We start from the raw sequence: 12720 nt of genomic DNA, 5'->3' as shown, positions 1-12720 counted from the left end.
GACCATGGCCGACATCTTCCTGAGCTACGCGCATCCCGACAGGGCACGGGTCGAGGCTCTGGCCAAGGTGCTGTCCGAGCATTTCTCGGTATGGTGGGACGCCGACCTGGATGCGGCAAGCACCTGGCGCAGCGAGCTGGAAGAGCAGATCGACGGTGCTCGCTGTGTTGTCGTGCTGTGGACCGACGCGGCGAGGGCCAGCGACTTCGTGCGTTCCGAGGCGAGCCGGGCGGCCCAGCGGCGTGCGCTGCTGCAGGTCTGCCTGGACGGGGACGGGGTGCCCCTCGGCTTCACGGAATCCCAATGGCTGGACCTGCGCACTTGGGCGGGGGACCCGGCCGATACGCTGCTGCGCGACAACTTCGTGGTACCCATCGAGAAGCGCGTGCGCGGCGCCCGTTCCGCCTTGCTGGTCGGTGTGGATGCCTACGCCCACGCGACGGGCTTCCCGGTGCCGGCCACCGCGTCGGCCAACGTGGATGCGCTGCGCGACGTGCTCGGCAAGGAGGATGCGCACTTCGAGATCGAGTGTCTGCTCAACCCGGAAAAGACCGCGCTGATGAAGAGCCTGCAGAAGGTCTTCAAGGACGCGCTGCCCAACGACACGGTGCTGTTCTACTACTGCGGCCACGCCAAGCTGTCGGCGCGCGGCGACCTCTACCTGTGCCCCAACGATTCGGAGCTCGACTACCTGGATGCGACGGCGATCTCGATGGAGTGGATCGCCAAGCGTGCCCTCAACGAGAGCGCCGCCGGCCAGCTGGTGATCATGCTCGACTGCATTTTCAGCCTGACGCCGGAGGCCAGCGGTCAGGTGGACATCCCCTCCATCCTGGTGGCCAACCTGGGCCAGGGACAGGGCAAGTACCTGCTGTCCGGCTGCACGGTGACGGACCGGGACGTGGCCGAGAAAGGCAGCGCGGTGTCGCGCATGGTGCGCTGGTTTGTGCAGGGGGTGACGACCTTCGACGCGGACGACGGCGACAGCATTCTCACCGCGGACGAGATCTGCCGCTACGTGCAGGCCCGCATCGACGCCGAGGCACCCGACCTGAAAGCGATCAGCAAGGGCTTCAACACCAACTCGAGCCGCGGCGAGATCGCCCGGCGCACCGCCGCGGCGCCGACCGCTACCGCGCTGCGTGGCAACCGGGAGTTCTTTCTGGCCATCCGCGGCTGCCTGGACGAGGGGCGGTTGGTGCCATTGGTGGGCGACGGGGTGTTCGGCAGCGGGCCCTTGAGTTCCTTCCGGCTGGTCAGCGCGCTGATCCAGACTGCCGGGCTGGAGGCGGGCATGCGCATCGACGAGCGCTATCCGCTTGCCACCGCCGCCGAATACTTGCTGCTGGTCTTCGGCGGCGAGCGCGGCGCTTTCCTCAAGCGCCTCACCGCGCTGCTGCAGGAGCAGAGCCAGAACCTGGTGCTGACCGGCACGCACCGCTTCCTGGCGGCGATGACGAGCCCGTGGATCATCGTGTCGGCAAGCTATGACTGGGTTTTCGAGAACCTGCTGGAACAGTCCGGCGTGCCCTTCACGGTGGTGACCCACATCCTCAGCGCCGAGGACGACGAGCTGGATGGCCGTCTGCTGGTGATCCGCCGCGGTGGGCAGGCGCCGGGTGTGGAGGTGAAGCTGGCCGACAACTGGCTGTTGTCCGACCTGGGCGAGCACGGCGACCGCATCATCTACAAGATCGTCGGTTCCCCGTTCGCCAACGCGCTGGCCGATCCGCGCTCGGGCATCGACACGGTGGTGATCACCGAGAGCGACCACGTGACCTTCCTCGGCCGCCTCGAGAACGAGCACACCAAGCCGCCGAGCGCCTTCTCGCGGCGCCTGCAGAAGAGCGCGCTGCTGTTCCTCGGCTACAACCTGGACGTGTGGCATTACCGCCTTGTCGGGCACATCTTCAGCAACGAAGGGCAGGTGCGGCCGCGGCGGCGCTACGCGGTGCGCACCGCGGTGTCGCCGATAGAGGAGCGCTTCTGGGCCCAACTGGTGGCGGCCGAGGATCGCTTGCAGTCCGACTGCGATGCCTTCGTGCAGACCCTCGGCCAGTTCAAGTAGGAGACGGCGCCATGTCCCGCGGGCCACATGCTGCAGTTTCCGACGACGGCATCGAGCCCTACGTCGGACTGAAACCCTATACCGAGGCCGAGCGGGACCGCTTCTTCGGCCGCGAGCGGGACGCCCAGCTGCTCATCAACAAGCTGTTCTCCCACCCGTTGACGCTGCTCTATGCGCCGTCCGGGGTCGGCAAGACTTCGCTGCTGCGCGCGCTGGTGATCCCCGAACTGGCCGCCGAGGAGGCCCAGGTGGTCTATGTGGACCGCTGGTGTGGCGCCGATCCCTGTGCGACGGTGGCCGAGGCGATTGCGACGGTCGACCGCACGCTGGGTGCCGCCCAGTTGACGGAGGCCGCCAGGGCACGCCTGCAGGCCGATGGGCGCACGCTGGTGCTGATCCTCGACCAGTTCGAGGAATACCTGCAGCGCCATGCGGGCGAACTGGGGCAGCTGCCGGCGGCCATCGGTGCGCTGCTCAGGGCGTCCCTCGATGTGCGGGTGGTGCTGTCCTTCCGCGAGGAGTTCCTGGCCAGCGTGGATGCCTGCCTGCGCGACCACGTGCTGGCCCTGTTCGCCTCTACCTTCCACCTGGAGCACCTGAACCGGGAGCAGGCGGCCGAGGCGATCCGCGCGCCGGCGCTGAAGTGCGGCGGCACCTGCGACGAGCTGCTGGTGAGCCAGCTGCTCGACGACCTGATGCCTGGTGACGGCTCCCGCGCCGGACGGCGGTTGTTCGACGGCGGCATCGAGCTGCCGATCCTGCAGTTGATCTGCCGCCGCCTGTGGCTGGTGGCGCGGGCGGCGGGGGGACACGGCCTGCGCCTGCAGGATTATCGCGCCCTCGGCGGGCGGGGCGGCATCATCTCGGTCTACCTGGAAGAGGTGGTCGGCAACTTCGGTTTCTTCCTGTTCCACGACGCGGCCAAGGTCCTCAAGGCGCTGGCGCCGCGCAGCGGCGTGAAGATCGCCTATCCAGTGGAAGCCCTGCAGGCCCAGGCGCGGGTGCGGGCGGCGCGGGTCCGGCGTGTGCTCGGCGTGCTGGAGCGGCATCGCATCGTGCGGACCCGTGAGGGCAGTGGTGGTGTGAGCTACGAGCTGCAGCACGATGCCTTCATCGACATCATCCGGCCGTGGGTGGACCGCTACTTCCTGCGCCGCCGCCGGTTCTTGGGAGGGTTGGCGGCCTGCGTGCTGGTGCTGGGCTTCGGCGTCAATGCCTGGCTGTGGCGCCAGGAGCTGCGCCGCGGTGATGCCCGGCGGGAAGCTGCCGAGCTGACCGACAGGATAGACGTGGATAGCCGCCAGACACTGGCGGCGGCCCTGGATCTGGCGCGCCGCGTGGACGACCGCAATGTGCGCAGTACGTTGCGCCTGGCCGTCGCCAACTTCCTGCAGAGCCCAGCGCTGCTGCCCCACCAGGGGGCGGCCAACGGCGTGGTGTTCAGCCGTGACGGCCGCTGGGTGTTGAGTGCCGGTGACGATGGGGAAGCGCACCTGGTGAACCGCCGTACGCTGGCCGTGGCGGCGCGGGTGAAGCACGGCGGGCCGGTGGTGGCGGTGGCGGCGAGCGCCGATGGACGGCGCTTCCTGTCCGCCGGGCGGGACGGCGTGCTGAGAGTGTGGGATGAGGCCGGCCGCGACCTCATGCACTGCGGCGGCGACGGCGGTTCCCCATGGGTGGATGCCGATCTCAGCCGGGACGGCACGCGGGCAGTCGGCATTCGCGAAGACGGCAAGGGCGGGGCGGAATTGCTGCTGATGCCGGTGGCCGAGCCCTGCGCGATGACGCGTCTGTCCGGGCACTTCGGTAATGTGGGGTCGGCGGTGTTCGATGAAGGCGGGGGGCGGGTGCTGTCCTTTGGCAACAACGACAACACGGCCCGCCTGTGGAACGCGGCCAGCGGTGCCTTGCTGGCGACGCTGACCCATCCGGACGAGGTCCTGTCGGCAAGCTTTTCGGGCGACGGCCGGGAGGTGGCGGTCGCCGTGGCGAACGGCGAGATCTACCGGTGGACCACTCGCGGACACGTGATCGGCCGCCCGCTGGAGATCCCGGTGCCGGCCGGCCAGCCGCCAGTGTTGCCGACGGCGGCCCGTCACAGTCCGGACGGCAGGCGTCTGGCAGTGGCAGGCTCGGACGGGCAGATCTACCTGTGGACGCTGGGGGAGGGCGAGGCGCCACCGCCCAAACCGCCGCTACATCTCAACGGCATCCATGCCGGTGGGGCACTGGGCGTCGCCTTCAGTACCGACGGCATGCGGCTGATGTCCTTCGGTGTGGACGACACTGTGCGCGTGTGGGATGAGCCCTTCGAGTTCCGGGCGCGGGAGTTCCGTGGCCACAGCCAGGGGGTGCGTGCTGCGGTGTTTGCCCCGGATGGCCAGCATCTGGCGAGTGCCGGTGCCGACGGGGCTGTGCGCCTGTGGCGCCTGCAGAGCCTGGACTTCCTGACCCCGGCGGGCAACGGGCTGATTCTCAGCAGCGCCGGCAAATACAGTTTCCGCCTGGCCAGTGGGCAGCTGTTCGAAACCTCACTGCCCGAGCAGTTGCGTGACCTGCTGGGCAAGGGCGAGAGCGTGCGTTCAGCGGTCTTCAGCCGGGATGAGTCGCTGCTGGCGCTCGGGCTGACCGACGGCCGCCTGCGCCTGATACGCAGCGCCGATGGCCAGGTTCTGTTCCAGAGCGACGATGCGGATGGGCCGATCTTTGCGCTGGCCTTCGACCAGGACGGTCGCCGCCTGGCCAGCGGCGGTTCCGACGGGCGGCTGCGCCGCTACGAGGTGCGGGCGCTGCGTGCCGACCACAGCGGCATTCCAGCCCATGCCGGGCCGGTGATGAGCGTGGACATCAGCCCGGACGGTACCTTGCTGGTGAGTACCGGGGCCGACGGCGCAGCGCGGGTCTGGGCCTGGAACGGCGGCAAGACGCCCCTCAGCACGCTGGAAGGCGAGACCGACCGGGTGCGGGATGCCCGTTTCAGCGCGGACGGCAGGCGCATCATCAAGCGTAATGGCGACCGGATCACGCCGTTCGACGGCGAGGCCTGGGCGCGCTCCGATCAGGAGTTGACGGGCTTTGCGCTGAAGTTGCTCGACACCGGGACGCCGTGAGAAGGTGTGCAATATTTTCACATGAGACGTATTTGGTAAATTTTGCAAAAAAACAATTAAATCGACAAAATTAATAAAACGCGTTTAGAATACGCCCATCAAATGCCCGATGAGACACGTGACGCGTAATGATTGCCGAGACGATTCCGAGCCAGACCTGTTCGACCCGCGATGCGGCCAATCTTCTTGGTATCAGTGTGCGCACGGCCCAGCTTTGGGTGGAGGAGGGGCGCCTGCAAGCCTGGAAAACGCCGGGGGGACACCGGCGAATCCTGGTTGAATCCGTCGACCGGCTGCTGCTTGAGCAGCGCTGCGCCGGCATCCATACCCCCGTGCCGTTCGGCATGCTGCTCGTCATGGACGACGATAAAGAGCGCCAGGCACTGCAAGGCCTGCTCGGCAAGCTGCTGCCGGAATGCCTGGTGACATCCACGGACTGCCCCTACGACGGGTTGCTTCGGGTCGGCGAGATGGCGCCGGACGTCTTCTTCGTGGATTGGCGTGTCGGCGGGCTGGACGCCGCCCGCATGGCCCACGCGCTGCTCGGCCGGGCACGCAAGCAGCCGATGCTGGTTGTGGTGTCGGTGGCGTCGGACAGCGCCCGGGACGAGGCCCGCATACAGTTGCCGGAGGCGGTCGTGCTGGTGGACGCGCCGGTGAACGGTGAAGGTCTGGCCGCGACCGTTCGTCCTTTCCTTGGGAGCAGCGGCCGGCGGCGCCCTTCATGGACGACCAGCAGGCTGGAGGCCGTGCTGTAGCCACGGCGGTCCTCGTCGGGGTACGCGATCTTCTTGTCATGAATCCGACATGGCGACAGGCGCCAGGCGGCTTTCCCACATAGCCGTTGGGCTGGATTGGCTTTTTCCTCGGGGAAGGTCGATGGTGGCCCCCCTCTTGCTTCAGGCTCGCCTCTGCCGTGTTCCGCGCACGCTGGGCACGGCGCCACCGCTCGAGGAATTCTGTCCATGAAGTTCTACATGACGCCCGGCTCGTGTTCGACCGGCATCCATATCCTGCTCGAAGAAGTGGGGGCCGTCTTCGAGGTCTATATCGTCAATCTGCCAGCCGGCGGGCACCTGGAGCCCGACTACGTGGCGATCAATCCCAAGTCCACCATCCCGACGCTGGTCCGCAAGGACGGCAGGCCGATCACCGAGTTCCAGGCGATCGCCTGGTGGCTGGCGCGTCAGTACCCCAAGAAGAACCTGCTGCCTGAGGGGGCGGACGGGGAGGTGAGGGTGCTGGAGGTGATGGACTACGTGGTCGGCACGATCCACGGCCAGGGCTTCACGCGGATCTTCACGACGCCCAACTTCACCCCTAACCCGGTAGACCACGATGTGGTGCGCGCCCGTGGCTGCGAGATCGTCGAGCGGGGTTTCGCGGTGATGGACGCCGAGCTGGCCGGGCGGGAGTTCGTCGCCGACAGCTTCTCGATTGCCGATGCGGCGCTGTTCTACACGGAGTTCTGGGCCGACAAGCTGAAGATGAACCTGCCGCCGAACTGCCGCGAGCACTATCTGCGCATGCTGGAGCGGCCCGCGGTGCGTCAGGTGCTGCGGGAAGAAGGTTACCGCGTGTGAGGGTGCGGCGGCCCGGCGCTGTGTGTCCCAGTCGGCGCTGAGCCATACCGTGCGGGTGCTGGAGGTGAGGCCGCTGACGCTCGTATTCCCCATTCTGGTTCATTGTCCTGTCATCTGTTTGTCGCAGCATCGCGGCCGGGGCGACCTTGCAACGCTCCCCCCGGCCCGTTTGGGGGCGGCGGCACTCGACAAGAACAGGAAAGAACAATCATGCGGAAATTCGTAGGGCCGATCATGTGTTCGGCGGTGGCGTTGGCGATGTATGGGTGTGGTGGCAGCGGCGGCAGCGATGCGCCGGGCAAGATCACCGTGGCGGTGATCGGAGATGTGCCTTACGGCGCGACGGCGACGGATACGTCGCAGACCACTGCGCTGCCCGCCTTTCTCAAGGCGCTGGATGGCGACACCGATGTGTCGCTGGTGCTGCACGTCGGCGACATTCACTCCGGCTCCCAGTACTGCACCCAGGCTTACGACCTCAACATTGCCACCAATTGGAAGGCCCTGAAGAACCCGCTGGTCTATACGCCGGGCGACAACGAGTGGACCGACTGCCACAAGGCCAAGGAGGGGGGCGGCGCCTACAACGCGACCACCGGCCAGATCGACTACAAGGTGGACGCCGGTGGCAATCTGTTGAGCTACGCCGGCGGCGATCCGCTCGCCAACCTGGACCTGGTCCGCTCGATCTTCTTCGCCAAGCCGGGCAAGACCCTTGGCGGCTCGATGGACGTGCATTCCCAGGCCCTTGAATACGACGCCAATTTCCCGACCGACAGCAGCTACGTGGAGAACGTGTGGTTCGAGAAGGCCGGCGTGCTGTTCGTGACCGTCAACATGCCGGGCGGCTCCAACAACGATACCGATCCCTGGTATGGCGCACCGTCCATGAGCCCGGCCCAGGCCCAGGAAGTGGCCAACCGCTCCGCCGCCAACAAGCGCTGGCTGGATACCGCCTTCAATCGGGCGGTGAGCGACAATTCCACCGCGGTGGTCATCCAGCTGCAGGCTGACATGTGGGACGCGGACGGCAAGTCCGCCAGCCACATCGCCCAGTACAAGCAGTTCATCGACCTGATCGCCACCCGCGCCAAGGCCTTCGGAAAGCCGGTGCTGCTGCTCAACGGGGATTCCCACGTGTATCGCTCGGACAACCCGTTGGCGCAGGGCGCGGCGTGCCTCGTCGAGCCGAGCTCCGGCGCGGCGGCTGTCGCCTGCTCCGACGATGCCTATGCCAACCAGCCGAACGGCTACAACGTGCCGAACTTCCATCGCATCGTAGTGCATGGCAGCACGACGCCACTGGAGTGGCTCAAGCTGAGCATCGACCCGAACTACGACAGCAAGGCCGCCGCGACGGCGACCAGCTTCGGCCCCTTCAGCTGGCAGCGCATGCAGCCGGCGCTGTAATCCGGAAAGGCGAGGGCGCCCGCGGAAGGCGCGCCCTCGCCATGAGTCCTTCTTACTTGGCCGTCGTGTTCGGGGTGACAGTCACGTATTGCCGCTCGCCACCGCGCTGTACCAGCAGTGCCACGGTGCCGGTGAGCGTCTTGACGATGGCGCGGGCCTGATCCAAGGTGCTGACCGGCTTGCCGTTGATGGACAGCACCACGTCGCCGGCCTGCATACCGGCGGCCCGGGACGGACCGGAGGCTGACTCCACCAACAACCCCGTCGCCGAGCCGATGGCCAGGTGTTCGACAGCCTGCAATGGGCGCAGCTGCAGACCGAACTGGTGCAAGGTGTTGGTGTCCGGCGCCGGCACAGGCTGCGGGCTGGCCGTTGCCTTGCCGGCCTCGCCAAGGACCACCGGCAGGCGATGGGCCTTGCCGTCGCGCCACACTTCGAACTGCAGGCGCTGGCCGGGCTGGGCCATGGTGACCAGGGTCTGCACGTCGCCGGCTGCTGTGATCGGTGTGTCGTCCACGCCGAGGATCACGTCGCTGGGCAGCAGCCCGGCCTTGGCGCCGGGGCTGCCGGGCATGATGTCGAGGATGATGGCGCCTGCCGGTGCCGGCAGGCGGAAGGCGTCTGCCAGGGACTGGTTCACCTCCTGCACGGTCACCCCCAGCAAACCATGGGAGGCGTGGCCGGTGGCGGCGATCTGTTTCTGGATCTTTAGCGCCAGGTCGATGGGAATCGCGAAGCTCAGCCCCTGGAAACCGCCGGTGCGGCTGTAGATCTGCGAGTTGATGCCGACCACTTCGCCGCGGGCGTTGAACAGCGGACCCCCGGAATTGCCTGGGTTCACTGCCGCATCGGTCTGGATGAAGGGCACGCCGCTGCCGTCCGGCAGGGAGCGCCCCTTGGCGCTCACCACGCCGGCGCTGACACTGTTCTCGAAGCCGTAGGGCGAGCCGATGGCGAGGACCCATTCGCCCACCTGCAGATCGGCCGGATTGCCGATGCTGACGGTGGGTAGGTGGCGGGCGTCGATCTTCAGCACCGCGATGTCGGTCTTGCGGTCGCTGCCGATCACGCGGGCGTGGAATTCGCGCCGGTCGGTGAGCTTGACGACCACGTCGCTGGCGTTGGCGATCACGTGGGCGTTGGTGAGGATCAGCCCGTCCTCGCTGAGGATGAAGCCCGAGCCCTGGCCGCGCACCGGAATCTGCATACTGGCGCCAGCCCCGCCGAACTCCTGCTGGAAGCGGCGCAGGAACTGCTGGACCGAATCGCCGTTGTCGTCGCCGGGGGAGTCCGCCGAATCAGGACTGACGGACACCTGGCGCATGCCGCTGATGCTGATGTTGACCACCGCCGGGCCGTAGCGCCGGGTGATCTGCGAGAAATCGGGGACGCCGACGGTAGCGACCGAGGTCGGTACATCGCTGGCAGGCGCAGCAGCGGGCGCCGCTGCTGCAATACCTGAGCAGCCAAGCGCTGCGGAAAGCAGGCTGGCTGTAATTGCGGGGGTGATGAAGTTCATGACGGCCTCCCTCCGAGGCTCCGCGCGGACTATGTTGGTGTTGTCGCCGCGATTATCGCCCGAAGCGGAGCCGCGGTATTGACGTTCAGCGCCGCCGCCCACTGATGACCAGCGCAATGCCGCCGAGGATGGCGATGGACGAATACACCAGACGCGGCGTGATCGCCTCGCCAAGGAACAGCACGCCGCCCAACGCGGCGATCACCGGTACGCTGAGCTGCACACTTGCTGCACTGGCGGCGCGCAGCTGGGGCATCGCCATGTACCAGATCACGTAGCCGATGCCGGAGGCCAGCCCGCCCGAGGCGAGGGCGTAGGCGATGCCAGCGCTGTCCGTCTGCGCCTGGGGCAGCGTGACCAGGCTCAGCCCCAGCGCCATCGGTGCGGCCCGCGCGAAGTTGCCGGCGGTGCTGGCGGCCGGGTCGCTGCCGCCACGGCCGCGCAGGGAATAGATGCCCCAGGCGACGCCAGCCAGCGTCATCAGCAGCGAACCCACCAGCGGCGGTGCCGACAGGCCCGGCAGGACCAGCGCGACGAGCCCGGCTGCTGCGAGTACCAGGCCGACGGTCTGCACTCGCTTGAGGTGCTCTTTATGCCACAGGCCGTAGCCGATCATCGTTGCCTGCACGGCACCGAACAGTAAAAGGGCGCCGGTGGCGGCAGACAGGCTGAGATAGGCGAAGGAGAAGCCGGCGGCGTACACGAACAGGGCCAGCGCGGAAGGCCAGCTGCCGTGGGTGGCGCCTTTCCCACCGCCACGCAGGCGCAGCAGCAGCCACAGGACCAGCGCGCCCGAGCCGATGCGTAGCGCCGTGAAGCTCGCCGCGTCGATGTGGCTGTCGCGCAGCGCGAGCCGGCACAGCAGGGAGTTGGCGGCAAAGGCAAGCATGGCCAGCGCCGTCAGGGCGGCGACACGGATGGGAGGCATGGCGTTCTCCTAAGGGGAGGGCAGTGAGCTCACGGCAGCAGCTGAGGTGGTTTGGAGCTGCAGCCCGTTCTGGAAGCTCCGGACGATGAGGCGGGACGGGGCCGTGTCGCTTGAGCCGGATCTGTGCTGCGAATGGAGGTGGCTACCGTGGATCGACATAGGGCTGCTCGCGGGAAGGGGATCGATATCCTTGTGTGTCGGGCGTCTGGATGCCAGGTGGCCGTATCCTAGGGCTTGCGCGGGCCCTCGTAAAATGATGGTTTTCAACAACGGGGCTCAGAAATATTGAGGCTTGGGCAGCTGGAGAGGCAGGTGTCGGGGAGTGCATTCAAGTCGATAGATAACCAGTATCGGATTGATTTCATCAATCAATTGGAGCAATTCAGTGGCCATCGATATGATGTGCCATCCACCGTTCAGGCATGGGGGCCTGGACGAAGCTCACATAAAAGGACACGACCATGCTCGACGCCAATATCAAGAACCAGCTCAAGGCCTATCTCGAGAAGCTCCAGCGCCCGATCGAGGTGGTCGCCTCCCTCGATGACAGCGCCAAGGCGCAGGAACTGCGCGGTCTGCTCGTCGATATCGCGGAACTCTCGGACAAGGTCACGCTGCGGGAAGACGGCACCCACGCGCTGCGTCCGTCCTTCGGTGTGACGGTGCCGGGCGAGGCACCGCGCATCCACTTTGCCGGCATCCCGATGGGACACGAGTTCACGTCCCTGATCCTTGCGCTGCTGCAGACCGGCGGCCATCCGCCCAAGGTGGAGGCGGCGGTGATCGAGCAGATCAAGGCCTTGCCGGGCCGCTTCGACTTCGAGACCTTCATCTCCCTGTCCTGCCACAACTGCCCTGACGTGGTGCAGGCCCTCAACCTGATGGCCGTGCTCAACCCGGGCGTGACCAGCACGATGATCGACGGCGCACTGTTCCAGGACCTGGTGAACGAGCGCCGCATCATGGCCGTGCCGACGGTCTTCCTGAATGGCCAGGAATTCGGCCAGGGCCGCATGACCATCGAGGAGATCGTCGCCAAGCTCGACACTGGCGCGGCGGCCCGTGCGGCTGAGGAAATCGCGGCGAAGGAGGCCTTCGACGTCTTGGTGATCGGCGGTGGCCCGGCTGGCGCGGCGGCGGCGATCTATGCGGCGCGCAAGGGCATCCGCACCGGCGTGGTGGCGGAGCGCTTCGGCGGCCAGGTGATGGATACCCTCGGCATCGAGAACTTCATCTCCGTGAAGGAGACCGAAGGGCCCAAACTCGCCGCCGCCCTTGAGCAGCACGTGAAGCAGTACGAGGTGGACGTGATGAACCTGCAGCGCGCCACCAGGCTGATTCCGGGCAAGGTGGTTGAGGTGCAGCTCGAGAACGGCGCGTCCCTGAAGGGCAAGACGGTGATCCTGTCCACCGGCGCCCGCTGGCGCGAGATGAACGTGCCCGGCGAGAAGGAGTACAAGGCCAAGGGTGTGTGCTTCTGCCCGCACTGCGACGGCCCGCTGTTCAAGGGCAAGCGCGTGGCGGTGATCGGCGGCGGCAACTCCGGTGTCGAGGCGGCCATCGACCTGGCCGGGATCGTTTCCCACGTGACCCTGCTCGAGTTCGCCGACCAGTTGCGTGCCGACGCGGTGCTGCAGACCAAGCTCAACAGCCTGCCCAACGTGACGGTGATCACCCAGGCGCTGACCACCGAAGTGACGGGCGACGGCCAGAAGGTGAACGGCATCCGCTTCAAGGACCGCGTCAGCGGCGAGGAGAAACAGGTGGAGCTCGAAGGCATCTTCGTGCAGATCGGCTTGCTCCCGAACACCGACTGGCTGAAGGGCACGGTCGAGCTGTCGGACCGCGGCGAGATCGTCGTCGATGCCAAGGGCCAGACCTCGGTGCCGGGCGTATTTGCGGCCGGCGACTGCACCACGGTGCCGTACAAGCAGATCGTCATCGCGATGGGCGAAGGCGCCAAGGCCTCTCTCAGCGCCTTCGATCACCTGATCCGCAGTTCTGTCGCCTGAAGATGAAACGGCCGCCGGGCTTCCGGCGGCCGTTTGAGCAGACCGATCAAGGCCGGAGCCATAAGCTCCGGCCTTTTTCTGCGCGCTTGT

8 protein-coding genes are annotated in these 12720 nt (G+C 66.9%); 6 read left to right on the top strand and 2 right to left on the bottom strand.

Going from position 1 to position 12720, the window contains the following annotated elements; genetic code table 11:
• Positions 1-4 precede the first annotated feature (4 nt).
• From AC1PPK_RS18665 to AC1PPK_RS18645, 5 genes are all read left to right on the top strand, one after another.
• Entirely contained in the window at positions 5-2068 is a 2064-nt protein-coding gene (locus AC1PPK_RS18665; RefSeq protein WP_481114518.1) for a TIR domain-containing protein, read from the top strand.
• 11 nt (positions 2069-2079) lie between these two features.
• Positions 2080-5178 carry an nSTAND1 domain-containing NTPase gene (locus AC1PPK_RS18660; RefSeq protein WP_481114517.1) on the top strand — a complete coding sequence of 1033 codons (3099 nt, stop codon included), beginning with the start codon at positions 2080-2082 and terminating at the stop codon, positions 5176-5178.
• Positions 5179-5306: 128 nt separating this feature from the next.
• Positions 5307-5936 carry a helix-turn-helix domain-containing protein gene (locus tag AC1PPK_RS18655; RefSeq protein ID WP_481114516.1) on the top strand — a complete coding sequence of 210 codons (630 nt, stop codon included), beginning with the start codon at positions 5307-5309 and terminating at the stop codon, positions 5934-5936.
• A 207-nt stretch (positions 5937-6143) separates the two neighbouring features.
• Positions 6144-6761, top strand: a complete 618-nt coding sequence (locus AC1PPK_RS18650) for a glutathione S-transferase family protein (protein WP_481114515.1) — start codon at positions 6144-6146, stop codon at positions 6759-6761.
• A 210-nt stretch (positions 6762-6971) separates the two neighbouring features.
• The gene (locus tag AC1PPK_RS18645; protein ID WP_481114514.1) at positions 6972-8171 is read left to right on the top strand and encodes a metallophosphoesterase; all 1200 of its coding nucleotides are present in this window, start codon (positions 6972-6974) and stop codon (positions 8169-8171) included.
• Between the two features lie 52 nt (positions 8172-8223).
• Here the strand turns inward: AC1PPK_RS18645 and AC1PPK_RS18640 are convergent, their stop codons facing one another.
• Both AC1PPK_RS18640 and AC1PPK_RS18635 read right to left on the bottom strand, forming a co-directional pair.
• On the bottom strand, positions 8224-9690 hold the full coding sequence (locus tag AC1PPK_RS18640) for a Do family serine endopeptidase (protein WP_481114513.1): 1467 nt from the start codon (positions 9688-9690) through the stop codon (positions 8224-8226).
• 85 nt (positions 9691-9775) lie between these two features.
• Positions 9776-10618, bottom strand: a complete 843-nt coding sequence (locus AC1PPK_RS18635; RefSeq protein ID WP_481114512.1) for a DMT family transporter — start codon at positions 10616-10618, stop codon at positions 9776-9778.
• Positions 10619-11079: 461 nt separating this feature from the next.
• On the opposite strand from AC1PPK_RS18635, the gene ahpF reads away from it, so the two are divergent.
• A complete protein-coding gene (ahpF, locus tag AC1PPK_RS18630; protein WP_481114511.1) occupies positions 11080-12630 on the top strand; it encodes an alkyl hydroperoxide reductase subunit F in 1551 nt (516 codons plus the stop codon).
• Positions 12631-12720: the final 90 nt, after the last annotated feature.

This window comes from Zoogloea sp. JDB1, from assembly GCF_056724025.1.
The sequence above is the reverse complement of the archived record's forward strand: the minus strand, read 5'-3'. Positions and strand labels throughout refer to the sequence as shown.

Bases quoted from the DNA above. Each gene is read 5' to 3' on its own strand.
- AC1PPK_RS18665 (WP_481114518.1), top strand. From the start codon at position 5: ATGGCCGACATCTTCCTGAGCTACGCGCATCCCGACAGGGCACGGGTC.
- AC1PPK_RS18660 (WP_481114517.1), top strand. From the start codon at position 2,080: ATGTCCCGCGGGCCACATGCTGCAGTTTCCGACGACGGCATCGAGCCC.
- AC1PPK_RS18655 (WP_481114516.1), top strand. From the start codon at position 5,307: ATGATTGCCGAGACGATTCCGAGCCAGACCTGTTCGACCCGCGATGCG.
- AC1PPK_RS18650 (WP_481114515.1), top strand. From the start codon at position 6,144: ATGAAGTTCTACATGACGCCCGGCTCGTGTTCGACCGGCATCCATATC.
- AC1PPK_RS18645 (WP_481114514.1), top strand. From the start codon at position 6,972: ATGCGGAAATTCGTAGGGCCGATCATGTGTTCGGCGGTGGCGTTGGCG.
- AC1PPK_RS18640 (WP_481114513.1), bottom strand. From the start codon at position 9,690: ATGAACTTCATCACCCCCGCAATTACAGCCAGCCTGCTTTCCGCAGCG.
- AC1PPK_RS18635 (WP_481114512.1), bottom strand. From the start codon at position 10,618: ATGCCTCCCATCCGTGTCGCCGCCCTGACGGCGCTGGCCATGCTTGCC.
- ahpF (WP_481114511.1), top strand. From the start codon at position 11,080: ATGCTCGACGCCAATATCAAGAACCAGCTCAAGGCCTATCTCGAGAAG.